The 26,730-nt window shown below is 74.1% G+C and carries 24 protein-coding genes; 15 read left to right on the forward strand and 9 right to left on the reverse strand.

Features of this window, described 5'->3' with window-relative positions; all coding sequences use genetic code 11:
- Positions 1-70 precede the first annotated feature (70 nt).
- The 3 genes from O2W15_RS12940 to O2W15_RS12950 are packed head-to-tail and all read left to right on the forward strand — an operon-like array spanning position 71 to position 4,679.
- Positions 71-904, forward strand: a complete 834-nt coding sequence (locus O2W15_RS12940; RefSeq protein WP_269164517.1) for an ABC transporter permease — start codon at positions 71-73, stop codon at positions 902-904.
- Positions 901-2,175 carry an ABC transporter ATP-binding protein gene (locus O2W15_RS12945; protein ID WP_269179710.1) on the forward strand — a complete coding sequence of 425 codons (1,275 nt, stop codon included), beginning with the start codon at positions 901-903 and terminating at the stop codon, positions 2,173-2,175. The genes O2W15_RS12940 and O2W15_RS12945 overlap by 4 nt, the downstream gene beginning before the upstream one ends.
- Complete coding sequence (locus O2W15_RS12950) at positions 2,175-4,679, forward strand: glycosyltransferase (RefSeq protein WP_269179711.1); 2,505 nt, start codon at positions 2,175-2,177, stop codon at positions 4,677-4,679. Before O2W15_RS12945 ends, O2W15_RS12950 begins: the two co-directional genes overlap by 1 nt.
- Positions 4,680-4,700: 21 nt before the next feature.
- On the opposite strand, the gene O2W15_RS12955 is transcribed toward O2W15_RS12950, so the two are convergent.
- Positions 4,701-5,801 carry a glycosyltransferase family 2 protein gene (locus O2W15_RS12955; RefSeq protein WP_331253872.1) on the reverse strand — a complete coding sequence of 367 codons (1,101 nt, stop codon included), beginning with the start codon at positions 5,799-5,801 and terminating at the stop codon, positions 4,701-4,703.
- Positions 5,756-6,838 (reverse strand): glycosyltransferase family 4 protein, encoded by a 1,083-nt coding sequence (locus tag O2W15_RS12960; protein ID WP_269179712.1) that lies wholly within the window; start codon positions 6,836-6,838, stop codon positions 5,756-5,758. The genes O2W15_RS12955 and O2W15_RS12960 overlap by 46 nt, the downstream gene beginning before the upstream one ends.
- A gap of 108 nt (positions 6,839-6,946) precedes the next feature.
- Between O2W15_RS12960 and O2W15_RS12965 the strand changes: the two genes are divergently transcribed.
- From O2W15_RS12965 to O2W15_RS12975, 3 genes are all read left to right on the forward strand, one after another.
- Positions 6,947-8,014 (forward strand): glycosyltransferase family 4 protein, encoded by a 1,068-nt coding sequence (locus tag O2W15_RS12965; protein ID WP_269179713.1) that lies wholly within the window; start codon positions 6,947-6,949, stop codon positions 8,012-8,014.
- 100 nt (positions 8,015-8,114) lie between these two features.
- Positions 8,115-9,950: a DUF6077 domain-containing protein gene (locus tag O2W15_RS12970; protein WP_269179714.1), complete on the forward strand. Its 1,836-nt coding sequence runs from the start codon at positions 8,115-8,117 to the stop codon at positions 9,948-9,950.
- Positions 9,951-10,018: 68 nt separating this feature from the next.
- A complete protein-coding gene (locus O2W15_RS12975) occupies positions 10,019-11,410 on the forward strand; it encodes a hypothetical protein (protein ID WP_269179715.1) in 1,392 nt (463 codons plus the stop codon).
- Positions 11,411-11,449: 39 nt separating this feature from the next.
- On the opposite strand, the gene rfbA is transcribed toward O2W15_RS12975, so the two are convergent.
- Positions 11,450-12,325, reverse strand: a complete 876-nt coding sequence (rfbA, locus tag O2W15_RS12980; RefSeq protein WP_269179716.1) for a glucose-1-phosphate thymidylyltransferase RfbA — start codon at positions 12,323-12,325, stop codon at positions 11,450-11,452.
- A 105-nt stretch (positions 12,326-12,430) separates the two neighbouring features.
- Here rfbA and O2W15_RS12985 point away from each other — a divergent pair, with 105 nt between their 5' ends.
- The 7 genes from O2W15_RS12985 to O2W15_RS13015 all read left to right on the forward strand — a co-directional run bounded on the left by O2W15_RS12985 (position 12,431) and on the right by O2W15_RS13015 (position 18,578).
- Complete coding sequence (locus O2W15_RS12985; protein WP_269179717.1) at positions 12,431-13,531, forward strand: glycosyltransferase family 4 protein; 1,101 nt, start codon at positions 12,431-12,433, stop codon at positions 13,529-13,531.
- Positions 13,528-14,442 carry a glycosyltransferase family 2 protein gene (locus O2W15_RS12990; protein ID WP_269164528.1) on the forward strand — a complete coding sequence of 305 codons (915 nt, stop codon included), beginning with the start codon at positions 13,528-13,530 and terminating at the stop codon, positions 14,440-14,442. Before O2W15_RS12985 ends, O2W15_RS12990 begins: the two co-directional genes overlap by 4 nt.
- A gap of 25 nt (positions 14,443-14,467) precedes the next feature.
- On the forward strand, positions 14,468-15,571 hold the full coding sequence (locus O2W15_RS12995) for a mannose-1-phosphate guanylyltransferase (protein WP_269179718.1): 1,104 nt from the start codon (positions 14,468-14,470) through the stop codon (positions 15,569-15,571).
- Positions 15,572-15,644: 73 nt separating this feature from the next.
- Positions 15,645-16,400: a glycosyltransferase family 2 protein gene (locus O2W15_RS13000; protein WP_269179719.1), complete on the forward strand. Its 756-nt coding sequence runs from the start codon at positions 15,645-15,647 to the stop codon at positions 16,398-16,400.
- Positions 16,397-16,777 carry a DUF2304 domain-containing protein gene (locus O2W15_RS13005; RefSeq protein WP_269164531.1) on the forward strand — a complete coding sequence of 127 codons (381 nt, stop codon included), beginning with the start codon at positions 16,397-16,399 and terminating at the stop codon, positions 16,775-16,777. Before O2W15_RS13000 ends, O2W15_RS13005 begins: the two co-directional genes overlap by 4 nt.
- A gap of 68 nt (positions 16,778-16,845) precedes the next feature.
- Positions 16,846-17,616 (forward strand): SDR family NAD(P)-dependent oxidoreductase, encoded by a 771-nt coding sequence (locus tag O2W15_RS13010; RefSeq protein WP_269179720.1) that lies wholly within the window; start codon positions 16,846-16,848, stop codon positions 17,614-17,616.
- 26 nt (positions 17,617-17,642) lie between these two features.
- Positions 17,643-18,578, forward strand: coding sequence for a DNA-3-methyladenine glycosylase family protein (locus O2W15_RS13015; RefSeq protein ID WP_269179721.1), 936 nt, complete (start codon positions 17,643-17,645; stop codon positions 18,576-18,578).
- A gap of 9 nt (positions 18,579-18,587) precedes the next feature.
- On the opposite strand, the gene O2W15_RS13020 is transcribed toward O2W15_RS13015, so the two are convergent.
- Genes O2W15_RS13020 through cofD form a run of 4 tightly spaced genes read right to left on the reverse strand, consistent with a single transcriptional unit; the run spans position 18,588 to position 23,089 of the window.
- The gene (locus tag O2W15_RS13020) at positions 18,588-20,369 is read right to left on the reverse strand and encodes a hypothetical protein (protein ID WP_269179722.1); all 1,782 of its coding nucleotides are present in this window, start codon (positions 20,367-20,369) and stop codon (positions 18,588-18,590) included.
- A gap of 25 nt (positions 20,370-20,394) precedes the next feature.
- Positions 20,395-20,997: a dTDP-4-dehydrorhamnose 3,5-epimerase family protein gene (locus tag O2W15_RS13025; RefSeq protein WP_269179723.1), complete on the reverse strand. Its 603-nt coding sequence runs from the start codon at positions 20,995-20,997 to the stop codon at positions 20,395-20,397.
- A 50-nt stretch (positions 20,998-21,047) separates the two neighbouring features.
- Complete coding sequence (locus O2W15_RS13030) at positions 21,048-22,130, reverse strand: coenzyme F420-0:L-glutamate ligase (RefSeq protein ID WP_269179724.1); 1,083 nt, start codon at positions 22,128-22,130, stop codon at positions 21,048-21,050.
- Complete coding sequence (gene cofD / locus O2W15_RS13035; RefSeq protein ID WP_269164537.1) at positions 22,127-23,089, reverse strand: 2-phospho-L-lactate transferase; 963 nt, start codon at positions 23,087-23,089, stop codon at positions 22,127-22,129. The genes O2W15_RS13030 and cofD overlap by 4 nt, the downstream gene beginning before the upstream one ends.
- Before the next feature lie 384 nt (positions 23,090-23,473).
- Here cofD and O2W15_RS13040 point away from each other — a divergent pair, with 384 nt between their 5' ends.
- Both O2W15_RS13040 and O2W15_RS13045 read left to right on the forward strand, forming a co-directional pair.
- On the forward strand, positions 23,474-23,737 hold the full coding sequence (locus O2W15_RS13040) for a WhiB family transcriptional regulator (protein WP_269164735.1): 264 nt from the start codon (positions 23,474-23,476) through the stop codon (positions 23,735-23,737).
- 157 nt (positions 23,738-23,894) lie between these two features.
- Positions 23,895-24,758, forward strand: a complete 864-nt coding sequence (locus tag O2W15_RS13045) for a hypothetical protein (protein WP_269179725.1) — start codon at positions 23,895-23,897, stop codon at positions 24,756-24,758.
- Here O2W15_RS13045 and O2W15_RS13050 read toward each other — a convergent pair.
- Positions 24,733-26,205 (reverse strand): hypothetical protein, encoded by a 1,473-nt coding sequence (locus O2W15_RS13050; protein ID WP_269179726.1) that lies wholly within the window; start codon positions 26,203-26,205, stop codon positions 24,733-24,735. The two genes, O2W15_RS13045 and O2W15_RS13050, sit on opposite strands and share 26 nt — an antisense overlap.
- Positions 26,206-26,245: 40 nt before the next feature.
- Complete coding sequence (locus O2W15_RS13055; RefSeq protein WP_036333828.1) at positions 26,246-26,704, reverse strand: metallopeptidase family protein; 459 nt, start codon at positions 26,702-26,704, stop codon at positions 26,246-26,248.
- Between the last annotated feature and the right edge of the window lie 26 nt (positions 26,705-26,730).

Below are 26,730 nucleotides of genomic sequence, written 5' to 3' on the forward strand. Positions count from 1 at the left end.
CGTCGCTCGAGACGGCCGTTCCGCCAGGTACTGAGAGGTAAGGTTCCGTCACGATGCGAGAACAACTGTCATGAGCGTCGTGAGTGACCTCAAGGACTCCCGAGGGCTCCTGGTCAACCTGACCCTCCGCGAGGTCCGGGGCAAGTACAAGCGCACCCTGCTCGGTCAGGGGTGGTCGCTGCTCAACCCGATCGCGACCCTGCTGATCTACACCCTGGTCTTCGGGTTCGTGCTCCGCGTGCCGGTGCCCGTGGGCGAGGACAGCGGCCTGCAGGTGTTCGTCCTCTTCCTGGCCTGTGCCCTGCTGCCGTGGAACTTCTTCAACAACGCGGTGAGCAGTGGCATGGGCTCGCTCATCGCCAACGCCAACCTCCTGCGCAAGGTCTTCTTCTGGCGACCGACGCTGGTGGTCGCGACGGTCCTGTCGTTGAACGTCACCTTCGCCATCGAGCTGGGCGTTCTGGTGGTGCTGCTGCTGCTGTTCGGCAGCATGCCGCTGCCGTGGATCCCGTTGCTGCTCCTCGTCGTCGTCCTGCTGACGGCCTTCGCCCTCGGCATCGCGTTGCTGCTGTCGGTCGCCAACGTCTACTTCCGGGACACCCAGCACTTCGTCACCATCGGCATGCAGCTGTGGTTCTACGCGACGCCGATCGTCTACCCGTACCAGCTCATCCAGGACCAGGCCGCCCGCATGCGGGCGGCCGGGAACGACTTCCCCTTGGAGACGATCTACCGTCTCAACCCGCTGGAGCGGTTCGTGAGCGTCTTCCGGGCCATGCTGTACGACAACGTCATGCCGTACTGGGGGGACCTGCTGTTCTGCCTCGTGGCGGCAGTCGGCTCCCTGGTGATCGGCTTCGCGGTGTTCAACCGGAGTCAGCACCGCCTCGTGGAGGAACTGTGAGCAGCACCCCGGCCGTCGTGGTCGACGAGGTCTCGAAGCGGTTCCGGCTGTACAAGGAGCGCAACCAGTCCCTCAAGGCGGCCCTCATGCGCGGGGGCCGGGCGAGCTACGACGAGTACTGGGCGCTGCGCGGCGTCTCCTTCGAGATCCCGCAGGGCTCGACCTTCGCGCTGATCGGCGAGAACGGGTCGGGCAAGTCGACCCTGCTCAAGTGCATCGCCCGGATCCTGGAGCCGGAGAAGGGGGACATCCGCACCCAGGGCACGGTCGCCGCCCTGCTGGAGCTGGGGTCGGGCTTCCACCCCGAGCTGTCCGGTCGGGAGAACGTCTTCCTCAACGGCTCGATCCTGGGCATGACGAAGCGTGAGCTGGAGCGCAAGTTCGACGAGATCGTCGACTTCGCCGGCATCGAGGCCTTCATCGACCAGCCGGTCAAGAACTACTCCTCGGGCATGTACATGCGCCTGGGCTTCTCCGTGGCGATCAACGTGGACCCGGACGTGCTCCTGGTCGACGAGGTGCTCGCCGTCGGCGACGCCGCCTTCCAGGAGAAGTGCATGGAGAAGTTCGTCGACTTCCGCCGCGCGGGCAAGACGGTGGTCATCGTCAGCCACGCGATGGGCTCCATGCGGACGCTGTGCGACCAGGCCGCGTGGCTCGACCGCGGCTCCCTCGTGGAGGTCGGCCGGGCGGACCAGATCGTCGACCGCTACGTCGACAAGAGCCACGAGCAGGAGGTCGTCGTCCCCTCGTCGTCGGCCACGTCCGCGTCGTCGGACGGCGCCGCTCCCGACGGCACGCCGGTCCAGACGCGGATCGGGTCCGGCGAGGCGATCCTGACGGACGTCACCGTCCTGGACGCCCGGGGACTGCCGGCCAACCGGTTCCGGACCGGCGAGCAGGCCACCATCCGGATCTCCTACGAGTGCTCGGAGCGGGTCGAGCGGCCGGCCTTCGCACTGGCGCTGGACACCGTCGACGGCATGCGCATCTGGGCGCACCACACCCGCGACGGCGGGCTGGACATCGCCTACATCGAGGGGTCGGGCCACATCGACCTCGCGATCCCCAACCTCACCCTGCAGCCCTACACGTTCGACCTCAGCGCCCGCATCCTGGACCACACGCTCACCCACACCTACGACTTCCTGCGCCACTGCTACCGGTTCGTCGTCGAGACCGGTGAGCTGCGCGAGTCCGGGGGAGTGGTCGCGCTCGGTGGTCGCTGGAACGCGGATCTCCCCTCAATCGCCTCGGAGGCCACCGTCTGATGCCCACCGAACCGCTGGTCTCGGTCGTCCTCGTCAACTACAAGGGCGCCGAGGACACCATCACCTGCCTGCGGTCCCTCGGCGAGCTGGACTGGCCCGCGGACCAGCTCGAGCTGATCGTCGTGGACAACGACTCCGGGGGCGACGACGTCGACCGGATCCGTCGCGAGGTGCCCGGGGCCGTCGTCATCGAGGCGGGTGAGAACAGCGGCTTCGCCGGCGGGTGCAACACCGGGGTCCGCCATGCCCGCGGTGAGGTCGTCGGCTTCATCAACAACGACGCCCGCCCCGACCCGCAGTGGGTGCGCGCCGCCGTCGACGTCCTCCAGCGGGACCGCTCGGTCGCCTCGGTCGCCAGCAAGGTGCTGGACTGGGAGGGCACCCACATCGACTACGTCGACGGGTCCCTCACCTGGTTCGGCATGGGCTACAAGCGCGAGGTCGAGCGGCCCGACAGTGGCGAGTGGGAGACCCCGCGGGACGTGCTCTTCGGCACGGGCGCGGCGATGTTCGTCCGCAAGGACGTCTACGAGACCGTCGGCGGTTTCGACGAGCGCTTCTTCATGTTCTACGAGGACGTCGACCTGGGCTGGCGGCTGAACCTGCTGGGCTGGCGGGTGCGCTACGTGCCCGACTCGATCGCCTTCCACAAGCACCACGCGTCGATGAAGAAGTTCGGCAGCTACCGGGAGACGTTCCTGCTGGAGCGCAACGCGCTGTTCAGCATGATCAAGAACTACGGGGACGACGCCCTGTCGCGGACCCTGGCGCCGGCGCTCATGCTGGCCATCAGCCGGGCCGCCGAGCGGGGCGAGATCGACCCGGGTGCCCTGGACCTGAAGCGCTCACCCGGCGGCGACGACATCGGCGAGATGAGCGTCCCCAAGGTCACCATGGCCGGGGTGCTGGCCATCGCCGACGCCGCCACCGACGTCGCCGGGCTGTGGGCCGACCGGGCGCGGCTGCAGGAGCAGCGCACCCGCAACGACCTGGAGCTCGCACCGCTGTTCCGCCAGGCGATCGAGCCGGCGTTCCCGCTGGCGCGCTACCTCAAGGCGCACGGTGAGCTCGTCGAGTCCTTCGGCATCGCCGACCTCTTCGCCACCCGGCGGCGCATCCTGGTGATCACCGGCGACCCGCTGGCGGCCAAGATGGCCGGCCCGGCGATGCGCGCCTGGGCGATCTCCGAGCACCTCTCCGACGAGCACGACGTCCGCCTGGTCTCGACCAGCGGGGCGAGCATCTCCGACCCGCGCTTCGCGGTCTCCGCGGTGGGGGTGCCCGACCAGCTCAAGCCGCACGAGGCGTGGGCCGACATCATCGTGTTCCAGGGCTTCGCCATGGCCGCGGCGCCCTGGCTGGTCCGCTCGCAGAAGATCATCGTCTGTGACATCTACGACCCGATGCACCTCGAGCAGCTCGAGCAGACCCGCGGGCAGGAGGGCGGCCAGCGCACCCGCGACGTCGCCAACACGACCACGGTGCTGAACCAGCAGCTCAGCCGCGGTGACTTCTTCCTCTGCGCGAGCGAGAAGCAGCGGCACTTCTGGCTGGGGCAGATGGCCGCCGTCGGCCGGCTCAACCCGGCGACCTACGACGCGGACTCCTCGATGAGCAAGCTGCTCGCCGTCGTCCCCTTCGGGCTGAGCTCGGTGCCCCCGCGCCGCACCCGTCCGGCGATCAAGGGCGTCGTCCCCGGCATCGCCGAGACCGACAAGGTCGTGCTGTGGGCCGGCGGCGTCTACAACTGGTTCGACCCGCTGACCCTGGTCCGGGCGATCGACCAGCTGCGCCAGCGCCGCCCCGACGTGCGGATGTTCTTCCTGGGCATGCGCAACCCCAACCCGCACGTGCCCGAGATGCGCATGGCCGCGGCGACCCGAGAGCTGTCCGACTCCCTGGGCCTCACCGGCAAGCACGTGTTCTTCAACGAGGAGTGGGTCGACTTCCGGGACCGGGAGAACTACCTCCTGGACGCGGACGTGGGCGTGTCCACGCACTTCGAGCACGTGGAGACCACGTTCTCCTTCCGGACCCGGATGCTGGACTACCTGTGGGCCCAGCTGCCCATCGTGGCCACCGGCGGCGACACGTTCGGCGACCTGATCTCGGCACAGGGGCTCGGTGTGACGGTGCCCGAGCAGGACGTCGATGCGCTGGCCGAGGGACTGGAGCGGACGCTCTACGACGAGCCCTTCGCCGCTGCCTGCCGGGACGCGGTCGACCGGGTCCGCAACGACTACGCGTGGGAGCGGGCGCTCAGCCCGCTGCTGGAGTTCTGCCGCGCCCCCCGCCGGGCACCCGACCTCGCCGGGGCGAACGGCAAGGAACTCGAGGCCGTCGTCCAGGGGCGGCTCATCGACACGTCGTACGAGCCGAACCTGCGTGGCGACCTCGGGTTGATCCGGGAGTACATGCAGCAGGGTGGGCCGGTCGAGCTGGGCCGTCGGGTCGCCGGGCGGATCCGCAAGAACGTCCGTGGCGGGGTCGCCCGCTTCCGGTGATGCCTGGCCGGCCGGGTTGCGTCAGTCGGCGACGAGGAGGGTCGCGGTCTGCGCTCGCGGGACGAGCGCGGACCGGCCCGCTGCCCGGCGTACCCGCACGGCACGGGGGAGCCACCGCAGGTAAGAGCCGAACGCCCGCAGCCGGGTGACCGTCATCGCCGTGGCGGGCCCTTGGCGCAGGGTCAGGTGCAGCACGGTCACCGGGTACCGCAGCGCCGCCCGCACGGCCAGCCGGCCGGGGGCGTTCCGGGTCAGCACCAGGAGCCGGTTCCGGTCGTCGTGGAAGCGGAACAGCGCCGACCGGACGTCGCTGCTGGCGGCGTGCTCGTGCCGGACGACCGCCGTGGGCTCGTACCGGATCGTCCACCCGGCCGTGCGGAGCCGCCACGACAGGTCGGTGTCCTCGTAGTACAGGAACAGCCGGGGCTCGAAGTCGCCGACCTGGGCCAGCGCGGCGGCGCGCAGCAACACCGCTGCGCCGCAGAAGGCGAAGACCTCGGCAGGGGGTTCCCGGCCCTCGTCCGGCTGGAGCCACCCGCGGTCCCTGCCGTAGCCCGAGCGGGTCACCTCGTTGCCGGTGGAGTTGACCAGGTCGACGTCGCCGTCCGGGGTCGGGCGGTAGGTGCCCGTCGGTGCCACCACGTCGCCCTCGGCGGTCGGAGCGCCGGGCGGCAACCGGCGGAAGCGCGGGCGGAGCAGCACCTTGCCGGTCACGGCGGCCACCCGTTCGGCCCCGGGTGCCTCGATCGCCCGCAGCAGCGCTGACAGGAACCCCGGCTCGGGGACCGCGTCGTTGTTCAGCAACACCGCGTACGGGGTCGACACCGCTGCCAGGGCGCGGTGCGCGCCTCCCGCGAAACCGGTGTTGTACGGCGCGGTCAGGACCCGGACGTCGGGGTGGTGCCGGGCCAGGTGCTCGACGGTCCCGTCGGTGGAGGCGTTGTCCAGCACGACCACGTCGAAACGGTCCCGGCCGAGGTCCTGCCGGGCCACACCGCCGAGGCAGTCGTCGAGGAGGTGCCGACCGTTCCAGGTCACGATCACCACGGTGAGCACGGGCCGTCGCGGGGTGCCGGTCACCCGATGGCCCGTCGGTAGGCGTCGACGGTCGCCTCGGCGCACGCCCGCCAGGTGTGCTGCCGCGCCCAGGCCGCAGCCTCGGCCCGGCGTGGTCCCTCCGACGGCGCAGCGGCGGTGAGCGCCTCGGCCCAGCCGTCCACGTCCGTCGGCGCGACCAGGGTGGCGTGCCCGCCGGCGACCTCCCGGTGTGCCGGAACGTCGCTGGCGACCACCGCGGTGCCGGCGGCCATGGCCTCCAGCAGCGGCAACCCGAAGCCCTCGTAGTGGGACGGCAGGAGCACGGCCCGGGCCCGGGCGACCACACCGTGCAGCTCGGACTGGCTCAGCCAGCCGGTCACGTGCACTCCGGCGCCCTGCTCGGCCTCCGGCCCCCAGCCGGCCGGCCCGGCGAGCACCAGGTCGGGGACCGAGCCCTCCGCGCGCGCTCGCCGGTGCGCATCGAGCAGGGTGCTGAGGTTCTTCCGCGGCTCGCGTGCCCCGACGAAGAGCAGGAACTCGTCCGGCAGGCCCCGGGCCGCCAGCCACGCATCGTCGACCGGGTGGGCTCCGGACCAGGCCGGGTCCACCCCGAGCGGGGTCACGACGACCCGGTCCTCGGGCAGGGAGTAGGCCGCGGTCACCTCGTCGGCGACCGCCCGGGTCGGGGTGACGACCACGGTGCCCGGCCGGTCCAGCGCACGGGGCACCAGGTCCCGGTAGCGCAGCACCGCGTCGGTCACCCACTCGGGGAACCGGAGGTAGGTCAGGTCGTGCACGGTCACGACCGACGCCGTGCGCAGCGCCGGCGGCGCGACGAAGTTGGTGGCGTGGAAGACGTCGACCCGGCCGCTGAACGCCTCGACCGGCGGGAGGGGGGCCCGGGTCCAGGCGGCCTGCAGCGCTCGGGCGGGTACCGGCAGGTGCCGCCAGTGCACCGCCGGGGGCAGTCCCGCCGGACGGCGCCCGCCGCGCAGCGTGAACGGCACGGCCCGCAGGTCGAGGCCGGGCAGTTCCGCCAACCCGGACGTGAGGCCACGGACGTATGTGCCGACCCCGGTGCTACGGCCGAGCAGCGGGGTGGCGTCGAGGGCGATCTTCATCCGGCGACATGTTCTCACGGTGCGGTGCCCCGCGGGCCGGGGCGGCCGGCTCCCGTGCCGGGACCTAGGGTCGGGGCCGTGGAGGTGGCCGTCGTCCTGGAACAGTGCTTGAGCCCTGTCCCCGGCGGCACCGGCCGGTACTCCGCGGAACTGGCCCGCTCGCTGGTGCGCCCGCCGGGCATCGACGTCCGTGGCTGGGTCGCCTGGCACCGGCACACCACCGCTGCGCAGGTCCCGGGGGTCTCCGGACCTCGTCGGTTCCCCCTGGCCCGGCGTCCCCTGGTCGCGGCATGGGAGCGGGGCGTCGGGCCCGCTCCGCGGCGAGCGGACCTGGTCCACGCGCCGACCCTCCTGTTCCCGCCGCGGCGCGGTCGCCCGCTCGTGGTGACCGTCCACGACGCCGTCCCCTGGACGCACCCCGAGACGCTGACCCCGCGGGGGGTCCGCTGGCACCGGTCCATGGCCGAGCGGGCAGCAGAGCAGGCGGATGCCGTCGTCGTCCCGACCCGTGCGGTGGAGGCGGCGCTGCGCCCGCACGTGCGGCTGCCCCGGGTGGAGGTCGTGGGGGAGGGCGTCGCCGCCGTCCTCACCGGGCCCGTTCCCGACGCCGACGCACGTGCCGACCGGCTCGGGCTGCCCCCGGGCGGGTACCTGCTCAGTCTCGCCACCCTCGAGCCACGCAAGGGGCTCGACGTGCTGCTGGCGGCGCTGGCCCTCCCCGGCGCCCCCGACCTGCCGCTCCTGGTCGCCGGCCAGGCCGGGTGGGGCGGTGTCGACCCGCTGCGGCGAGCTGCGGAGCTGGGTCTGCCCCCGGGCCGGGTGCGGGTCCTCGGGCGGGTCACCGACGAGGACCTGGCCGTCCTGCTCGCCCGAGCGACCGCGCTGGTGGTGCCCAGCCGGGCCGAGGGGTTCGGCCTGCCGGTCCTGGAGGGGATGGCGGCCGGGGTCCCGGTGGTCACCTCCGACGACCCGGCGTTGCTCGAGGTGGGGGACGGGGCGACCCGGACGGCGCCGGTGGGCGACGCGCCGGCGCTGGCCGGGGTGCTGGGCGAGGTCGTGGGTGAGCCGGGGGTCCGGGCGGCGATGATGGCCGCCGGGCGACGGGTGTCGGCGGTGGCCACCTGGGACCGGGCAGCCGACCGCCTGGTGGAGCTGTACGCCGAGCTGTGCGGTTGAGGTCGGGGACCCTGGGGCGGGTGGGCAGCCTGTGCAGCGTCGGTCGCCAACTCGCCAGCACCGTGCCGGGGAGCCGGTGGCCGGCGGGTTAGCGTCGCGCGTGCCGTCCTCCGCCGTCCGGGAACGCGCCGCCACGGACCCGTCTGCCGTGGCCGGCGCCGGGCGTCTCGCAGCCGGCGGTCCGGCGAGCCGGGTCACCCGCACGCTCGACCTCGCGGTCCTGGCCGGGCTGGCCCTCTTCGCCACCTGGACCGGTGCCTACCTCCTGGCCCTGGCCGGTGCGATCCCGTCGGCCTGGGCCTTCTGGGGGTGGGTCGCCCTCGGGCCGGTGGTCGTGATCGCCGTCCGGCGGTCGCTGGCCCCGACGGTCGCCGCCCTCCCGGTGGCCGGGCCGTGGGTGCCGCTGGCGGTGTCGGCCGTCCTGGCGGGCCTCGCCGCCGTCATCGTCCGGTTCGACCTGGACGACGCGTCGTACGTCGTCCGCAGCACGTGGATCGCCGCGCACGGCGACGTCCGGGTGGGGGACGTCATCTTCTCCGGTGGCCGGTGGCCCGGACTGCCGGCCCAGACCCCCTACCTCCCGTCCATCGAGGCACTCCTGGGCTGGGTCTCCCGGGTGACCGGTCTCAGCGTGGGCGACGTGGCCTACGTCCTGCTGCCCCCGCTGGCCACCGCGGGCGCGGTCTGGGCGCTGTGGATGCTGCTCCGGGCGTGGCGGGTGCGTCGTCCCGCGGTCGGGCTGCTCCTCGCCGCGCTCTTCCTCGTGCTCGGGGGTGCGACGCACGCGTCGTGGGGGAACCTGCACCTCGCCCGCATGTGGCAGGGCAAGGTGCTGTTCCTCGCCATCGTCGTCCCGTTGCTCTACGCGGCGTGCGCCTGGCTGTGGGCCGCGGGGGCCGGTCGGGAGCGCCGAGCCGCGATGGCGGTGGTCGGGCTGGCGTCCGTGGCGGCCGTCGGCCTCACCCCGGCGGCCGTCTTCGTGGTCCCCGGGGTCGTCCTGGCCGGCAGCGTGCCCGGCGCACTGCGTCGCCAGTGGGCCGACGTCGGCCGGCTCCTGGCCATCGGCGCCGGCCCGGCACTGGCCGCCGGTGCGGTGATGCTCGTCGCCGGGGGCACCGGGCAGGGCGGTTTCGTCCCGGGAGCCGCCGGTGAGGACGCCTGGGAGAAGGTGCTCGGCACCGGTCTCCCGGCCGTCGTGGCCCTCGCGGCGGCCGTCGTCCTCATTGCCGGCTGCCTCCTGCCGGAGCACTGGGCGACCTGTGCCCCCGAGGCTCGCTGGACGGCGCTGGCGGCGGTCGCCGCCGGCCTGCTCATCGCGGTCCCGGCGCTCTACGCCCTGGCCGGGTCGGTGATGGGCACCGACGCCATCGCGTGGCGGCTGACCTGGATCGTCCCCGTCCCGGCCCTCGTCGCGTTGCTCGGAGGGGTGCCCGGTCGGGTGAAGGGCGGTGTGGTCGCCGTGGGCGCGGCAGCCGCGCTGCTGGTGGGAGGACTCCCGTTGTGGAGCCCGCTGAACGGGGCGACCGTCGCCGCGCCGGGCACGTGGGAGCTCCCGGCCGGTCCGCTGGCCGCGGCGCGGTGGGCGGCGGCCGAGGCGTCCGGCGAGCGTGTGCTGGCGCCGGTCGACGTGGTCGCCGCGCTCGGGGTGGTCCAGCCCGACGCCCGTCCGGTCAGCTCCCGCGGGGAGTACCTCGAGGTGTACGCGGATCGGCCCGGGGCTCGGGTCGCCACCCGGCTGCTGCTCCAGCGGCTGGTCGAGGGAGGCACGGACCCCGCCGACCTGGCGCGCGCACCCGAGGCCCTGACGACGCTCGACGTGGGCGTGGTGTGCCACCGCACGGGACTCGTCGAACTGGCGACCGTCCTGGAGGAACAGGGCATGGAGGTCGGCTACACCGGGACGGACGACCTCGTCTGCCGGGTGCCCAGCGCGTGATCAGCAGTCCCGTGCGGTCGCGGACGATCCGGCGGCCGCAGTCACCAGCGGAACGGAGGAGTACCGGCATGCGGCGGTGGGGGATGTGGGTGGTGGCTGCCCTGGCGGCCGTCCAGGTGGTCGTGGGGCTGGTCTGGTGGCTGGCCAACCTGACCGCCGTCCCGGCCTACGGCGACACCCCCGAGTACTTCCGGCTGGCCGATGACCTGCGCGTGGACGGCTACCGGACGCTCGCCTACCCGCTGCTCGTACGGGTGGCGTCGGTCGTCAGCGAGCCGCTCGGTGTCCCGCTGCAGGTGCCCATCTACCTGCTCCAGACGGCGGCGGTCGCAGGAGCCTCGTGGTACCTGATCCACACCGTGGCACCGGCTGCCAGGCGTGGCGTCGTCGCCTTCATGACGGCGGTCGTCGTCACCTCGCCGCTGGCCCTGCACTACGCGACCAGCGTGCTCAGCGACTCCCTCGCCGCTTCGGGGTTCGTGGTGGCACTCACCGGCCTCGCCCGTGTGGTCATCGACGGGGACGTCGCCCGCCGGACCCTTGCGATCACGGTGGGGTCGGCGCTGAGCACAGCTCTGCTCCGCACCGAGAAGGCGACCGTGCTGCTGGTCCTGGCCATCGTTGCCGGGATCGCGTGCCTCGTGGTGCGCCGGCGGCAGGCGGGAGTGGGCCGCAGGTGGTTGCCCGTGGCGGCGGTCCTCGTCCTGGCGCTGCCCGCTCTCCTGGGGTCGGCGGTCAACCGGGCCACGCAGACGACCGACTACGGCCGGCCGGAGGCCGGTGCCGCGCCGGCGGCGGTCAGTCGGATCGTCTGGCCGCATCTGTCGGAGGTCCGTGGCGACCTGGCTGCGGACGTACGCGCGCAGATCTCGGCCGAGGAAGCGGCGGCCTTCGACGAGCACAACAACAACGCGTTGCCGATGACCCAGCGCATGCTGGAGATGGACGACGGGGGATCCGGCGTGGTCCGCGCCGCTGTGGCTGCCACCCTGCGCTGCTGCGCTGTGGAGGTGGCGGCCACAGCGGGTGCGGATGCGATCGAGTACGCGTTCGCCCCGGTCACCTTCGCCGTCGAAGGGACCGCCAGAGCGGTGACCGGAGACGACTCCGACACCCCGACCGCGTGGAACATCACCCGGATGAGCGCACACCGGCCCGACCTGTCCCGCGCCTTCCTCGCGGTCGGGTTCGTCCTCCTGCCCGTGCTCGTCACAGCCGCCGTCACACGCAGACGAGGGCAGCGAGAGCCCGCGCGGTCGGGCGGCCGGCGGCAGACCCTCGTCCTGGCGACCGTCTGGCTCGGGACGGTCGTGAACGGCTGCTTCTTCGCAGCCGCCCAGGGCGCGGACGCCAATGTCCGCTACGGCCTCAGCAGCGCGGTCGTCCTGACCGCGGCCCTCGCGGTCCTCGCCCTGACGGATCGACCGGCCGCTGCGCGGCCTCCGGCCCTGGACGGCTGAGCCGGAGGCCGGGCTGAGTCGACGGGGAGGACCCCGCCGTCAGTCCAGTCCGGGCTCGGCCAGGAGGTTCAGGAGGTAGTCGCCGTAGCCGCTCTTCCGCAGGGGCTTGGCGAGCGCCTCGAGCTGCCCGGCGTCGATGTAGCCCCGCCGCCAGGCGATCTCCTCGATGCAGCCGATCTTCCAGCCCTGCCGGTCCTCGACCACCCGGACGAACTCCGAGGCCTGCATCATCGAGACGTGCGTGCCGGTGTCCAGCCACGCGGTGCCACGCTCCAGCACGGTGACGGTGAGCTCGCCGCGGCGCAGGTACTCCTCGTTGATCGCGGTGATCTCCAGCTCGCCCCGCTCACTGGGCGTGATCTTCGAGGCGATCTCGACGACGCGGTTGTCGTAGAAGTAGAGGCCGGGAACCGCGTAGTTGCTCTTGGGCACGGCCGGCTTCTCCTCGATGGAGATGACCCGGCCGTCGGCGTCGAACTCCACGACGCCGTAGTCGCGGGGGTTGGCCACGTGGTAGGCGAAGACGCGGCCACCGGTGGGGTCGGTGTTGGCCCGCAGGTTCTTGCCCAGACCGGTGCCGTAGAAGATGTTGTCGCCGAGCACGAGCGCCACCGGCTGGTCGCCGATGAACTCCGCGCCGATGACGAAGGCCTGGGCCAGCCCCTCGGGCTTCGGCTGGACGGCGTAGCTGATCTCGATGCCGACGTCGGAGCCGTCGCCGAGCAGCCGCTGGAACTGCGCCTGGTCGTCGGGGGTGGTGATGATCAGGACCTCACGGATCCCGGCGTTCATCAGCAACGACAAGGGGTAGTAGATCATCGGCTTGTCGTAGATGGGCATCAGCTGCTTGCTGATGGCCTTGGTGATCGGGTACAGCCGGGTGCCACTTCCGCCCGCCAGGATGATGCCTCGCATCGGGCCAGCGTATCGGCGCGGTCCCGCAGCGGTCCTCTCGTAGTCTCGAACAGTCCCCACCCGCCTCGACCGCCCCCGGAGTCACTCCTGAGCAACCGACCTCGCGTGCTCGTCGACGCCACTGCCGTACCCGCCGACCGGGGTGGGGTGGGCCGCTACGTCGACGAGCTGCTGCCGGCGCTGCAGACCGAGGGTGCGGACCTGGTCGTCGTCTGTCAGGCGCACGACGTCGCCCACTACCAGCGGCTGCTCCCCGGCGTCGAGCTGCTGGCGGCGCCCGCGGTGATCGGCCGGCGGCCGGCCCGGCTGGTCTGGGAGCAGGTCGGACTGCCGCTGCTGGCCCGGCGGGCCCGTGCCGACGTGCTGCACTGCCCGCACTACACGATGCCCCTGGCCGGAGGGCTGCCCGTCGTGACGACGCTGCACGACGCCACCTTCTTCACCCACCCGGAGCTGCACCTGGCGGTCAAGCGCCGGTTCTTCACCACCTGGACCCGGGTGTCCCTGACCCGGGCCGCCCGGTGCATCACGCCCTCGGCCGCCACGCGCGAGGAGCTGGTGCGGGTGGCCGGTGCCGACCCCGCCCGGATCGACGTCGCCCACCTCGGGGTGGACGCTGCCCGGTTCCACGTCCCCTCGGACGCCGAGCGCGCCGCGGTGCGGGAGCACCTCGGCCTCCCCGGCCCCTACGTCGGCTTCCTCGGCACGCTGGAACCGCGCAAGAACGTGCCGGCGCTCATCCGGGCGTGGAGCGCGCTGACCGACCCGCCCGCCCTGGTCCTGGCCGGGGGCCGGGGATGGGACGCGGAGGTGGACCGGGCGGCCGCCGAGGTGCCGGACACGCACCGGCTGCTGCGCCCGGGCTACCTGCCGCTGGAGATGCTCGCCGGTTTCCTGGGGGAGGCGACGGTGGTCGCCTACCCCAGCCTCGGCGAGGGGTTCGGCCTGCCGGTGCTGGAGGCGATGGCCTCCGGTGCGCCGGTGCTGACCACCCGGCTGCTGTCCCTCCCCGAGGTCGGCGGCGACGCCGTGGCCTACACCGAGCCCGACGCCCCAGCGATCACCGTGGCGCTCCGGGACCTCCTGGCCGACCCCGTCCGCCGGGCCGAGCTGGCTGCCGCCGGCCGGGCCCGCGCGGCGCTGTTCGATTGGCGTGCCTGTGCCCGGGCGCACCTCGCCACCTATGCCGCGGCGGCCGCGGCGTGACCGGCCCGCTGCGCGTGGTCGCCGTCACCTACTCGCCCGGTGAGGCGATCGAGGGGCTGCTGAGCAGCCTGCGGCGGGCGACGACCCGACCGCTGGACGTCGTGCTCGCCGACAACGGCTCGACCGACGGCTGGCCCGAGCGGGTCGCGGCCGGTGCGGACGACGTCCGGCTCCTGCCGATCGGCGGGAACGTCGGGTACGGCCCGGCCGCGAACGCCGGGCTGGCCGACCTGCGCACCGGGTGGGCGGTGGTGGTCAACCCCGACGTCCGTTTCGAGGACGGCGCGGTCGACGAGCTGCTCGCCGCGGCGGCCCGCTGGCCCCGGGCCGCGACCCTGGGGCCGGGGATCCGCACGCCGGAGGGCGCGCTGTACCCCTCGGCGCGGGACCTGCCCTCGCTCTCGACCGGGATCGGTCACGCCCTGCTGGGCTGGGTGTGGCCCAGCAACCCGTGGACCGCCCGCTACCGACGCGAGCGGGAGGCGCCCCGGGAGCGCCCCGCGGGCTGGTTGTCCGGGTCCTGCCTGCTGGTCGACCTGGAGGCGTTCCACTCGGTCGGCGGTTTCGACCCGGGCTACTTCATGTACTTCGAGGACGTCGACCTGGCCGAGCGGCTCGGCCGGCGCGGCTACCTGCACGTCTACGTGCCCAGCGCGGTGGTGGTGCACGAGGGCGGCCACGCCACCCGCCGGGAGCCGCACCGGATGCAGCGGGTGCACCACACCAGCGCCCTGCGCTACCTGTCCGGCCAGTACCCGCGCCGGCGGCACGCGCCGCTGCGCTGGGTGCTGCGCGGCGGTCTCGGCGCCCGGATGCTGACGTCCTACGTCAGTGCGCGGGTCGGTGCGGGCGCGCAGCCGCAGCAGCGTGCCGAGCAGCTGCCCGGTCGCCGCCGGTGGCGCAGACGATGACCTCCCCGACGGACTGGAGCCAGCAGTGCAGCACGCGGTGATCATGGCCGGCGGGTCCGGCACGCGGCTGTGGCCGCTGTCCCGGGCCGCCCGGCCCAAGCAGCTCCTCGACGTCGTCGCCGATGCCGACGGCGCCGGGGCCCACAGCCTGCTCGCCGAGGCGTTCACCCGGCTGCAGGCCGTGCTGCCCACCGAGCAGATCTGGGTCTGCACCGCCGCCCGGTACGGCGACCAGGTCCGGGCTGCGCTGCCCGAGCTGCGCGCCGACCGGCTGGTGCTGGAGCCGGTCGCCCGGGACACCGCCAACGCCGTCGGGCTTGCGGCCGCGCTCGTCGCCGACGTCGACCCGGACGCCGAGCTCGCCGTGGTCAGCGCCGACCACGTGATCCGGCCGGTCGAGCGGTTCGCCGCCGCGCTGCGCACCGCCTACGACCTGCTCGCCGTCCGGCCGCGGGCCCTGGTGACCCTCGGCGTCACCCCCACCTCGCCGGCCACCGGGTTCGGCTACGTGCAGAAGGGCGCACCGACCGAGGTGCCCGGCGCGAGCGAGGCCGCCTCGTTCCGGGAGAAGCCGGACCGGGCCACCGCCGAGCAGTACCTGGCCAGCGGCGAGTACGTGTGGAACTCCGGCATGTTCGTCTGGCGGGCGCGGACCGTGCTCGAGGCGCTCGCCGACCACCTGCCGGAGTCCGCCGCCGGCCTGGGGCGCATCGTCGCCGCACCGGCCGGCCCGGAGCGGGAGGCCGTGCTCGCCGAGGTCTTCCCGACGCTGCCCAAGATCAGCGTCGACTACGCCGTCCTCGAGCCGGCGGCCGCCGAGCCGGGCCGGGTGGCCGTGGTCGACCTGGACGTCGACTGGTTGGACGTCGGCTCCTGGCCGGCCCTCGCCCACACGCTCAGCACCGACGCCGCCGGCAACGCGACCCGTGGGCTGACCGTCCTGCTGGACAGCTCGGGCAACGTGGTGCTCAGCGACGACCCCGACCACCTGGTCGCGCTGGTCGGCGTCCGGGACAGCGTGGTCGTGCACACCGCGGACGTGACGATGGTGTGCCCGGTCGGGGACGCCGAGCGGGTCAAGCAGTTGCTGGCCACGGTGGAGGAGCGGTGCGGCCGGGGCTTCAGTTGACGGTGTGACGCAAGGGGCGGGTGCTGTGGCGGGTCTTCGGCTCGGCGCCGTCCCGGGTTTACATTCGACCGCGATGAACCCCAGCCAAGCGCGTTCCGAGGCCGTCGCGGAGTTCGCGGCTCCGCACGGCGCGTCCGCCGAATGGGCCGACACGGTCGTCGTGGTCCGCGTCTTCAACGAGGCGCCGGTCGTCGGCGGGGTGATCGCCGAGCTGATCACCGCCGGGCTCACCGTCATCGCCGTCGACGATGCGTCCACGGACGCGTCCGCGGACGAGATCGACAAGACCGGGGCGCTGCGCGTGACGCACCCGGTGAACCTGGGCGCCGGTGGCGCCCTGCAGACCGGCTACGAGGCGGCCGTGCGGTTCACCGACGCCCGCTACGTGGCCTGCTTCGACGCCGACGGTCAGCACCAGCTCAACGACCTCTTGGGCATGATCCGGCTGATCCGCGAAGGCCATGACGTCGTCATCGGCTCCCGCTTCCTGGACGGGAAGACGGAGATGAGCTGGCTGCGCAGCCTCATGCTGCGGACCGCCACGAAGCTCCTCAACCGTGGGGCCGGGACGCGGCTGACGGACGCGCACAACGGGCTGCGCATCGTCACGCGGGAGATCGCCTCGCAGATCAAGCTCTCCCACTCCGGCATGGCGTACGCGTCGGAGCTCGAGTACTTCCTGACCCGGCCGCAGAACGAGATCATCGAGTACCCGGTGCACATCCTCTACACGGACTACTCGCGCTCGAAGGGCCAGCCCTTGCTCAACAGCGTCAACATCCTGGTCGACACCTTCGCCCACCGGGTCAGCCACGGGCGGCGCAAGTGATCATCAAGTTCCTGCTCGTCCCGGCGCTGGTGGCGGCCGTCGTCCTGTCGTTGCGGGCTCGGTCGTCCCTGCGGGGTCAGGCCCGGCGGAAGATCATGGCCGGGCTGACCGTCGTCGCCGGCGCGATCGCGGTGTTGTTCCCCGACCTCCTCCAGGCCGCGGCCGATGCCGTGGGTGTCACCCGCGGTGCCGACCTGATGCTCTACGGACTGGCGCTGGCCTTCATCTACCTGGTCGGCAGCACCGGCGTCCGGTTCCGGGAGCAGGAGGCGCGGATGGTCACGCTGGCCCGTGCGGTCGCCCTGACCGAGGCGGAGAGGCGACTCCCCGACCGGGAAGCGCGGTCGGGGCCACGGGCCCGGGGCTCGGTCGCCTGACCGCCTGAACGGCGTGTGGGCGTGGCTCCCGCAGTCGCGGGCAGACGGCTCTGGTTAACCTCGGGCGCATGAAGAACCTCGACGTCGCCGCGGTCGTCACCGGCGGGGCCTCGGGCCTCGGTGAGGCCACCACCCGTGCGCTGACCGCGGCCGGTGTCGCGGTCACCGTCCTGGACCTGCAGGAGGATCGCGGGCAGGCACTGGCCGCCGAGCTGGGTGGCCACACGACCTTCGTGCGCACCGACGTCACCGACGAGGCGTCGGTGCAGGTGGCGATCGAGGACGCGACGGGCAAGGACCGCCCGCTGCGGATCGCGGTCAACTGCGCCGGGATCGGCTGGGCGCAGCGGGTGCTCGGCCGCGACGGCTCCCCGCACGACCTGGCCCCGTTCAGCCGCACCGTGACCGTCAACCTGATCGGCACCTTCAACGTGCTGCGCCTGGCGGCCGCTGCGATGGCCCGTACCGAGCCCGACGAGGACGGCGAGCGGGGCGTGGTCGTCAACACGGCCTCCATCGCCGCCTACGACGGCCAGATCGGGCAGATCGCCTACGCCGCCTCCAAGGGCGGCATCGTCGGGCTGACCCTCCCGGCGGCGCGGGACCTCTCCTCCGTGGGGGTGCGGGTCTGCACCATCGCCCCCGGCCTGGTGGACACGCCCCTGCTCGCTGCCCTGCCCGAGGAGGCCCGGACGGCACTCGCCGCGGGCATCCCGTTCCCCAAGCGGCTGGGCCGCCCCGAGGACTTCGCCGAGCTCGCGCTGGACGTCGTGCGGCACGGTTACCTGAACGGCGAGGTCATCCGGATGGACGGCGCGCTGCGGATGGCGCCCCGCTGACGGCAGCGCGGGCTGGGGGGAACGTCATGGGGGAGCAGTTGCTGGTCGTCGACGCGCCGGTCCACGACCGGGTCTGGACGCCGGACTGGCCGCTGGACGTGCGCCGGACGCTGTCCCGGGACCGCCGCGGCACCGGTGACCCGACGCTGCGCTACGCCGAGGACGGCGTCTGGCGGACCACGACCACGCCCGACGGCCCCGCCACCGTGCGGCTGACCGGGGGTCCCGCCGCGATCCGGGTGCAGGCCTGGGGCCCGGGGGCCGGCTGGGCAGGGGAGGCGGCGCCGCGCTGGCTGGGCGCGGAGGACCGGCCGGACGACTTCGACCCCACCCCGCACCCGCTGGTCGCCCGGCTGCACCGCGGGGCGCCGTGGCTGCGGCTGGGCAGCACCGGCCGGGTGTGGGACGCGCTGCTGCCCGCCGTGCTGGAGCAGAAGGTGACCGGCATCGAGGCGCACCGCACCTTCCGGGAACTCCTGCGGCTGGCCGGTGAGCCGGCCCCCGGACCGGCGCCGGCGGGGATGCGGGTCGTCCCCTCGGCCGAGCGGGTGCTGGCGGTCACCGACTGGCAGTGGCACGGCTGCGGCCTGGACGGCGCCCGTCGCCGGGCGCTGCGGGCGGTCGCCTCGGTCGCCTCCCGGCTCGAGGCCGGCGTGCACGACGACTGCGCCGACCTGCGCCGCCGGCTGCAGTCGGTGCCCGGCATCGGGGTGTGGACCGCCGCCGAGGTGGCCCAGCGGGCCGTCGGCTGCCCGGACTCGGTCAGCGTCGGTGACTACCACCTGAAGAACCTGGTGGGCTGGTCGCTGGCCGGCCGGAAGACCGACGACGACGGGATGCTCGCGCTGCTGGAGCCCTGGCGCGGGCACCGGCAGCGCGTCGTCCGGCTGCTGGAGGTCGGCGGCAGCATGCCGCCCAAGCGGGGTCCCCGGATGGCGCCCACCCAGTACCGGTCGATCTGAGCAGGGGCCTCAGCAGAACTGGGCCTGCGCCTCGGCCGGGTCGGCCGGGATCCGCAGCGAGGTGCGGGACGGAGCCCCGGTGAGGTTGTCCCAGAAACGTCCCCAGGTCAGCGGCGCGTTGGTGGCCTCGAGCAGCTCACGCACCGGGCCACAGTCGAGGGTGGCCCGGGCAGCTGCCACGTCGGCGGGAGCAGGCAGACCCGTCGTGGCCTCCTCGGCGAGCTCAGGAGCGCCGTACCGCGCCATGAACCACTCCGCGGGGAACGACTTCTCGTGCCCGGCGCGGCCGGGCGGAGGTGCCTCCATGTGCGAGCCGATGGGGTCGGTGAGCCCCAGCCCGTCCACGACCCGGACCTCGAGCCCGGGCGCCACTCCGTAGAAGCCCGCGTTGCCCACGCCGAACACCACTCCGCCAGCGGACGGCGCGATGCGTGCCACTCCGGAGTCCGGGGTCACCACGGGCGGCTGTGCGACGACCAGGTCGGCACCCTGCTCGTGCAGCGCAGCCACCTGATCGCTGTAGGGGATGACGCTCTGCACGCCGTGGTCCTCCAGGGTCACCGGGTTCTCCCGGCCGGCCAGCTCGGCCCAGTAGCGGCGTTCGTCGGTGATGCCTGCCGAGCTCATGCCCTCCGGGTACTCCGCACGGAGCACCACCACGGACGCGGCAGCCCACACGGCCAGCACCGTGAGGACCGCGCTCACCGCGATCCCCCGGAGGCGCAGCGCGGGCACCGGGACGACCATGACCGGGCAGAGCACCAGGAACAGGCTCGGCAGGAGCAGTCGACCGTGCATGAAGTCCCCGCCCACGCGCACCACGTAGGCAGCGTGGAGCAGAGCGGCGACCAGGACGACGGCGACCAGGGACCACTCGCGGGGCCGCCAGCCGGCGCGCGGGGCCAGGAGGGCGAGCACTGCGAGGACGAGCGCGAGGGGGAGCCACAGCAGGTGCGGTCCGACCAGGTCGGCCAGGTAGTCGGCACCGCGGCCCCACACCGCCCGGCTGGACTCCTTCGCCACGGCCGTGTTCGGCACCAGGAGCCCGTAGTACCCCGCTCGGAACACCTCCACGGCCACCGGGAGGGCGCCGGCTGCCGCGACCCGTGCTGCGCGCGCCGGCCAACTGCCCGGGACGCTGAGCAGCCAGAGGATGAGCAGCGCGCTGATCAGCGCGAGGTCCGGGCGGACGAGGGGGCCCAACCCCAGCAGGACGGCCACGACCAGCGTCCGACGCTGGTCCACGGGCTCCCGACGGGCCACGTGGACCAGGGCGGCGAAGGAGGCTCCGAGCCAGCAGAAGGACAAGCCGGTCTCCAGACCGGAGCTGGCGAAGTCCCAGAAGGGGGGGAGTGCGGCCACGACCACGGCCCCGCAGGGGACGGCCAGCCACCGCGCGACGCCGCCGTACAGCCGGCGGCTCCCGAGCGACGCCAGCACCACGCCGACCAGGGTGGCGACGATCCCGAGCACGACGGAGATCCAGGCGACGGCGTTCCCTGGTACCAGGGCCTCGGCGACGGTGAGCACCGCCAGCCACAGCGAGCTCGTGGCCACCTCCACCCGTTCCCCGGCGTTGTACACCGGGCCGTTGCCGGCGAGGAGGTTCTCCACGACGCGGAAGTTGATGAACGCGTCGTCGGAGGTCCAGCGTCGCCGCCAGCTCAGGAGGGCCAGGGCGAGCACCACGAGACCGAGGAGGGCCAGCTCGACCCGGTTGCGGAACCGCGCTCGCGGGTCGTGCACGGGGGTGGTGGCGTCGGCGCTGGTCGGGGTGGTCTGCGTGGTCAACGGGGGAGCCGGTGGTCGGGGCGGGTCAGCGGGCGCGCAGCCCGGCGTACCGCGCCGTGCACTGGGCCATGGTCGGCAGCAGGCCCTGCTCGCGGGCCTCGGCCAGCGTCGGGGCGGCCGTGTCCTTGCCCGACAGCTCGAACTCGACGTCGGTGGGCCAGGGCAGGTCGAGTGCGGGGTCCATCGGGTTGATCCCGAACTCGCGACCGGGGGAGTAGCCGCTGGAGACCAGGTAGGTCACCGAGCTGTGGTCGGCCAGCGACACGAACGCGTGGCCCAAGCCCTCGGCCAGGTACACCGCGCGCGGCTGCTCGCTGTCCAGCAGCACGGAGTCGTGCACGCCGAAGGTGGGCGAGTCGACCCGGATGTCGACGATCACGTCGAGCACCTTGCCGGCCGGGCAGTAGACGTACTTGGCCTGACCCGGGGGGACCAGTGCGAAGTGGACGCCCCGGAGCACCCCGCGGGCGGAGACGCTGTGGTTGGCCTGCGCCAGGGTGAGCCCGAACCCGGTCTCGGCGGCGAGCACGTCGGCGCGGTACCACTCGGTGAACCGGCCGCGGCTGTCACCGTGCGGGACGAGGTCCAGCACGTAGCTGTCAGGGACGGCGAGCTCGCGGATCTGCACGGCTCGACGCTAGCCGAGTGGCGCACGCCCGGCCCGACCTGCCCCGGGCGTCAGCCGGCGTCGGCGCCCAGCCACAGCCGGCCGGCCAGCGACGCACCGCCGAAGGTGCCGGCCGGCTCCCAGCGGGTCGCCCAGCCGTCGGCCTGCAGCTGGACCAGTGCGGCACCGACGACCGCGCCGAGGGACAGCGAGGTGACCGGGGTGATCGGGTCGGCCAGGTGGACGTCGACGACGTCCCCGCCGCCGCCCTCCTCGTCGCCCTCCTCGCTGCCGTAGCGGAAGACCACCGGGAACTCCGGCAGCGCCGCCACGGCGGTCCGGAAGGCCTCGGTGACCGCGGCCAGGGCGCCGTCCCGGCGGGTGAGCGTGGTGGCGGTGCGACGGCTGCCGACCAGGTCCCGGGTGCCGGTGGGGAACAGGTCGCCGGCACCCAGCCGGACCAGCGGACGGGTGCCGGTGTCGGGCTCCGGTGGGCGGAACCGCAGACCCCGGACGACGGCCACCGGGATGCCGCCGAGCTTGCCCTTCACCAGGTCCCCCGCCGCGGCCAACTCGTCGACCACCGCGACCTGGGTGGTCTCGAGCCGGTTGCCGTGCGGGTCGACCGCGCCCCGGTGGTCGACCAGCGCGGGCAGGCCGGCCGCACCGATCGCCACGTCGGTGACGCCGTCCCGCCACGGGCGGCCGAAGGTGTCGCTGACCACGACGGCCACGGTCACCCCGAGCAGCCCGTGCAGCCCGTCCCGCAACCGCCGGGCGGAGGCGTCGGCGTCCTCGGGCAGCAGGACCAGCGCGTCGGCGGCGACGTTCGAGGCGTCGATCCCCGCTGCGGCGACCACCCAGCCGTGCCGGGTCTCGACGATCCGCAGCGGCCCGCGGCGGGCGACGACCCGGACGGTCTCGGCGTCGACGGCCTGCTGCCGGGCGGTCTCCCGGTCGGTGCCGGGCTCGACCCGGACCAGGTTGCCCTCCACCTTGGAGACGACCTTGGAGGTCACCACCACGACGTCGTCGTCGGCCAGCCACGGCGCCGCCCCGGCGATCGCGGCGGCCAGGTCGTCCCCCGGCGCGAACTCGGGGAGGCCGGGCACCGGGTGCACGGAGATCCCCGGGGGGAGGCCGGGCCCGGTCACGGGGTGGTCGGGACGCCTGCGGCGTCCAGCGCGGCCCGGGCCAGCGCCCGGGTCGCCTCGGGTGAGCTCATCAGCAGTGGGACGGCGCGCACGTCGACGCCGGGCACGGTGGCCTGGTCGCCGGTGTGCACCAGCCAGGCGTCCAGCAGGCCGTCGGCGGACCGGGCGCCGTAGTGCCGGCCGACGCCCTCCGCACTGACCTCGACGCCGACCACGGGCAGGCAGCGGTCGGCCATGCCGCGCAGCGCGGCGCCGTCGACGATGGGGGAGATGCCGACCACCCGTCCGGTAGCCCCCCGGACGGCATCGCGGATGCCGGGCACCCCCAGCACGGTGCCGATCGAGACGACCGGGTTGGACGGCGCGAACAGCACCGCGTCGGCGGTGGTCAGGGCCTCGACGACGCCGGGGCCGGGCCGGGCGTCGTCCACCCCCACCTGGACGAAGCTGCTGGCGTCCAGGGCCGCCCGGTGCCGGATCCACCACTCCTGGAAGTGGATGGCCCGGGGGCGGCCGGTGTCGGGGTCGGTCACCACGACGTGCGTCTCGACCCGCTGGTCGCTCATCGGCAGCAGCCGCACCCCGGGCTGCCAGCGCTGGGCGAGCGCGGCGGTGACGTCGGAGAGGGGGTAGCCCGCGTCGAGCATCCGGGTGCGCACCAGATGGGTCGCGAGGTCGCGGTCGCCGAGGCCGAACCAGGTCGGTTCGGCACCGTAGGCGGCCAGTTCGTCCTTGACCGTCCAGCTCTCGCTGCGACGGCCCCAGCCACGTTCGTCGTCGATCCCGTCACCGAGCGTGTACATGACGGTGTCCAGGTCGGGGCAGATCCGCAACCCGTGCAGGGTCACGTCGTCGCCGGTGTTGACCACGGCGGTCACCTCGGCGCCGGGGGCCGCGGCGAGGACGCCGCGCAGGAAGCGGGCGCCGCCGACCCCGCCGGCGAGTACGACGATGTGCACCCGACCATGGTGCCTGATCGGCAGAACTCCACGGCGGACCCGGGTCGGCCCCGGACGATCTCTACGAAACCGCTCGGTCTCGATGGCAGATGGTGTTCCTGGGCGCGGCGTGTCGGGGTGGTCTGTGACGACCCACGGACGAGTTGTGATCGGTGTGGTCCGTGTGGCGTCGCGATACACCGGCCCGACTTGACCTCGACTCAACGACACGCGTGTAATTCCGATGTCGTCATCAGGCGCTGGCGACTGGGAACCGCCCAGGAGCAGGCGTCGTGACGGAGCGAGAGGGGACGCAACGTGATGGCCGAGGTGTCGTGGTTGACCGAGCACGAGAGCTCCACAGCAGGGGCCGCACCGGCCTCCTACGGGCGGGACGTGCTGGGCATGGCCGACGTCTTCGACGCCGGCCTCCCGGGCGCGGACGTCGAGGACCAGAGCTGGCAGGAGCGCGCCCTGTGCGCCGAGACCGACCCGGAGGCGTTCTTCCCGGAGAAGGGCGGCTCGACCCGGGAGGCGAAGCGGATCTGCACCGGCTGCGAGGTGCGCGCCGAGTGCCTGGAGTACGCCCTGACCATGGACGAGCGCTTCGGCATCTGGGGCGGGCTCTCCGAGCGCGAGCGTCGCCGCCTCCGCCGCCAGGCCGGCTGACGAAGGACCCACCCGCACCACTGCACCACCGGCTCTCCTCCCGCACGGTCGGCGCAACGACGCGCCGACGAGCAGCCCGGCGAGGCCCTCCCTCGAGCTGATCGCCCGGCCACTCCCCAGCTCTCCACGTCGGGCCCCGTGTGGTCGACTGGAACCCGTGCACACCTGGGTCGTCGACGGCCGCGCCGCCGTGGTCCGCGAGGTCCGCGCCGCTGCGCCCCTCCTGGCCGAACGCGCCGTACCCCTCCCGGCTCGCGGGCCGTGGCTCACCGCCGCGCTGAACGCGCAGGCCGGCCGGCCCTTCTGTCGGGTCCGTCCGCACGCGGTGGTGGTGGAGCGGGACGCCCACAGCCGTCCCGCCGGGGCGGCCCTGTTGTCGTTCCGGCGCCGCGGCGTCGGCACCGTGGTCGGCCTGCTCGGCGCCGAGCCCGGTCCGCTGCCGCCCGGGCGGCCACAGTCCCGGTTCCCCGCGCAGGACGACGACGTCGCCGAACGCCTCGCCGCGGGGGTGATCGGGCTGCTGGACCAGGTCCGTGGCCCGTGGACCCTCCGGCTGGCCGGGCTGCCGCTCGGCGACCCGACGGTGCGGCACCTCGCCGCCGGGCTGCCGGACGCCCAGCTGGCCACCACGCGCAGCCGCCGGCTGATCGACGAGCTGGACAGCGTCGCCGACGTCTCCCGCAGCCGGGACCCGGGCGAGGTCGAGCGCTGGCTGCCGGCCGTGCTCGCGCAGCTGCCTCCCGCCCAGCGGACGTTCGTGCGCGCCGCGGCCCGGCTGCACGCCGCGATCGGTGAGCTGGAGGTCGCCGTCGTCCCGGCGGACGACGGGCCGCGGGCCTTGCTGCTCACCCTGCTCGATCGCGGGGCCGCCGGCGAGGAGCGCTGGCCGTGGTGGGGGACCAGCGAGATCGGCGGCCTCCGCCGCGAGCTCGGTGCACCCTCGGGCACGTTGACCGCTGCCGCCGGCCTCACCCAGCTGGGCCGCCGGGGCGCGCTCAGCCGGGGTGCTGCAGCCGGCTGACCCCACGCTCGGGTGCGGTGGTCGCGCTGTCCAGCCCGATCCGCACGACCCCGGTCGCCGGGGTGGTGCCGTCCCGGCGCGGGCCGTCGGGGGCGATCGAGGCCGCCAGCTGGTACGCCCGCCCGGTGTAGCTGGGCGCGCTGCCGTTCGGGCGCGTGTAGGTGGGGAAGAGGCCGGCCAGCTCGATGCGGTCGCCGTCCCGGGTGACCTGCAGCTCCGGGCTGGCCAGGTCGGCGTACTCGGTGATCGACCGGACGCAGCCGGCGGCCACCGGGTCGGCGGGCGGCTCGGTGGTCAGGCAGTTGTAGGTGGGCAGCCGGACGTGCGCCAGGGCGCGTCGGCCGTCGGTGGTGAGGCTGACGTCGGGGTAGGTGACGGTCAGCCCCACGGCCCGTTCCTCCAGCAGCACGCCGCCGAAGCTCGCCGTGGCCGCGAGCCCGTCCGCGCCCAGCGGCACCGATCGGAACGCGAGGGCGCCGGCGCCCGTCCCGGCGGCCGGCGTGATCGGCGCTGTGACGGCCGGCTCCGACGCAGTCGGGGTGGGTGCGGTGGGGGCGGTCGCGGTGGGGGTGGATGCGGTACCGATCGGCGGGGCGGCCACGGTGTCGTCCCCGGCCCGGCCGGTGGGGGCCCCGACCGCCACCGCCGCGAGGACCAGCAGCGCTGCGGCCGTCAGGGTGGCGACGGACGCGGTCGTGCGGGAGGCGGCGCCGCCGGGTGACCCGACCGGGACGGCCGTCGCTCCCGTCCGGCTGGTCCGCGGCGGCACGGGTGCGGGGGAGCCCGGCGGGTCCGCCAGGAAGCCGGGCAGGTCGTCGAGCGCCTCGACGCGGGCCTCGGCGTCCGCGCTCCCGGTCGCCCGCCCGGCAGCCCGCCCCCTCGTCAGCAGAATCGAGGCCAGCGCGGCGCACAGCCCGGCGGCGAGGGCCAGCAGCACCGAGACGACCACCCACCGGGCCGTGGCCGACGAGCCGGTGGTGCGGGCCGGCGAGGCCTCCCGCCCCGGGTCGACGTCCACGAGCTGCTCGTCGGCGCCCGCCTCGACGAGCCGGCCGACCACCGCGTTGGCGGCGGTCACGGCCGCGTCCCGGTCGGGCAGCGTCACCTGCACCACGACGGTGGCGGTGCCGGGCGGCCGCCCGGCCTCGATGCCCTCCTGGAGCTCGGTGGGCGACACGTCGGCCAGCGCCGGCTCGTCCGCCTGCGCCGCGTCCAGGACGTCGGCCGACCCGGCGAGCGCGGTGTACCGGTCGGCCAGCAGCAGGGCGGCGTCCGCGCCGGCCTCGGTGCGGGGGGTCACGGTCAGGGTCGCGGTGGCCGTCGTCGTCCGGGGCTGGAGGGCGAGCAGCACCAGGCCGGCGGCGAGGACGACCAGGACGGCGAGGACCCCGGTGACGGCTGCCCGCCGGACACCGCGCGGGCCGGACTGCTGGTTCGCTGCGCTCATCTCGGCCCCCAGCATGGCAAAGGGGTCGGGCGCGACCCGGTCAACCGGCGGGGTCGATCTCCTCGGGGTCCCGGCCCAGCAGCACCGCCACCTGGTCCACGACGACGTCCCGCACCAGGTCGGCGAGGTCGTCGCGGTCGGCGGCGCGGATCTCCAGCGGACGGCGGTAGACCACGATCCGGGCCGGGTGCTCCTGCCCGCCCTCCCGGTGCGCGGGCAGCACCCGGGCCAGCGGGACGCTGCCGTCCTCCAGCACGTCGGCGTCCAGCACCACGTCGTCCGGGCTGGTGTGGTCGACCCAGGGGACGTCCTCGACGGCGAACTCGACGCCGGCGAGCTCGCGCTCCCAGCGGCGCTCCAGGTCCTCGACCGCGTCGAGGACCAGGTCGTCGAACTGCTCGGCGCGGCTCCGGGAGAGCGGCACCGTCGGCGGCACGAGACGACCGCGCAGGCCGCGGCCATGACGGTCGCGCCGGGCACGGGCAGGGAGGCGGTCCATCGCGGCAGGAGCCTACGGCCTGCCGG

Origin of the sequence: Modestobacter sp. VKM Ac-2979, assembly GCF_026967995.1 — a bacterium.
Classification (GTDB): Bacteria; Actinomycetota; Actinomycetes; order Mycobacteriales; family Geodermatophilaceae; genus Modestobacter.

Excerpts from the sequence above, each read along its gene's own strand:
- O2W15_RS13040 (WP_269164735.1), top strand. The coding sequence starts at position 23,474 with ATGGCCGACGTCTTCGACGCCGGCCTCCCGGGCGCGGACGTCGAGGAC.
- O2W15_RS13055 (WP_036333828.1), bottom strand. The coding sequence starts at position 26,704 with ATGGACCGCCTCCCTGCCCGTGCCCGGCGCGACCGTCATGGCCGCGGC.
- rfbA (WP_269179716.1), bottom strand. The coding sequence starts at position 12,325 with ATGCGAGGCATCATCCTGGCGGGCGGAAGTGGCACCCGGCTGTACCCG.
- O2W15_RS13000 (WP_269179719.1), top strand. The coding sequence starts at position 15,645 with ATGAACCCCAGCCAAGCGCGTTCCGAGGCCGTCGCGGAGTTCGCGGCT.
- O2W15_RS12950 (WP_269179711.1), top strand. The coding sequence starts at position 2,175 with ATGCCCACCGAACCGCTGGTCTCGGTCGTCCTCGTCAACTACAAGGGC.
- O2W15_RS13010 (WP_269179720.1), top strand. The coding sequence starts at position 16,846 with ATGAAGAACCTCGACGTCGCCGCGGTCGTCACCGGCGGGGCCTCGGGC.
- O2W15_RS12960 (WP_269179712.1), bottom strand. The coding sequence starts at position 6,838 with ATGAAGATCGCCCTCGACGCCACCCCGCTGCTCGGCCGTAGCACCGGG.
- O2W15_RS12975 (WP_269179715.1), top strand. The coding sequence starts at position 10,019 with ATGCGGCGGTGGGGGATGTGGGTGGTGGCTGCCCTGGCGGCCGTCCAG.
- O2W15_RS13050 (WP_269179726.1), bottom strand. The coding sequence starts at position 26,205 with ATGAGCGCAGCGAACCAGCAGTCCGGCCCGCGCGGTGTCCGGCGGGCA.
- O2W15_RS13015 (WP_269179721.1), top strand. The coding sequence starts at position 17,643 with ATGGGGGAGCAGTTGCTGGTCGTCGACGCGCCGGTCCACGACCGGGTC.
- O2W15_RS12940 (WP_269164517.1), top strand. The coding sequence starts at position 71 with ATGAGCGTCGTGAGTGACCTCAAGGACTCCCGAGGGCTCCTGGTCAAC.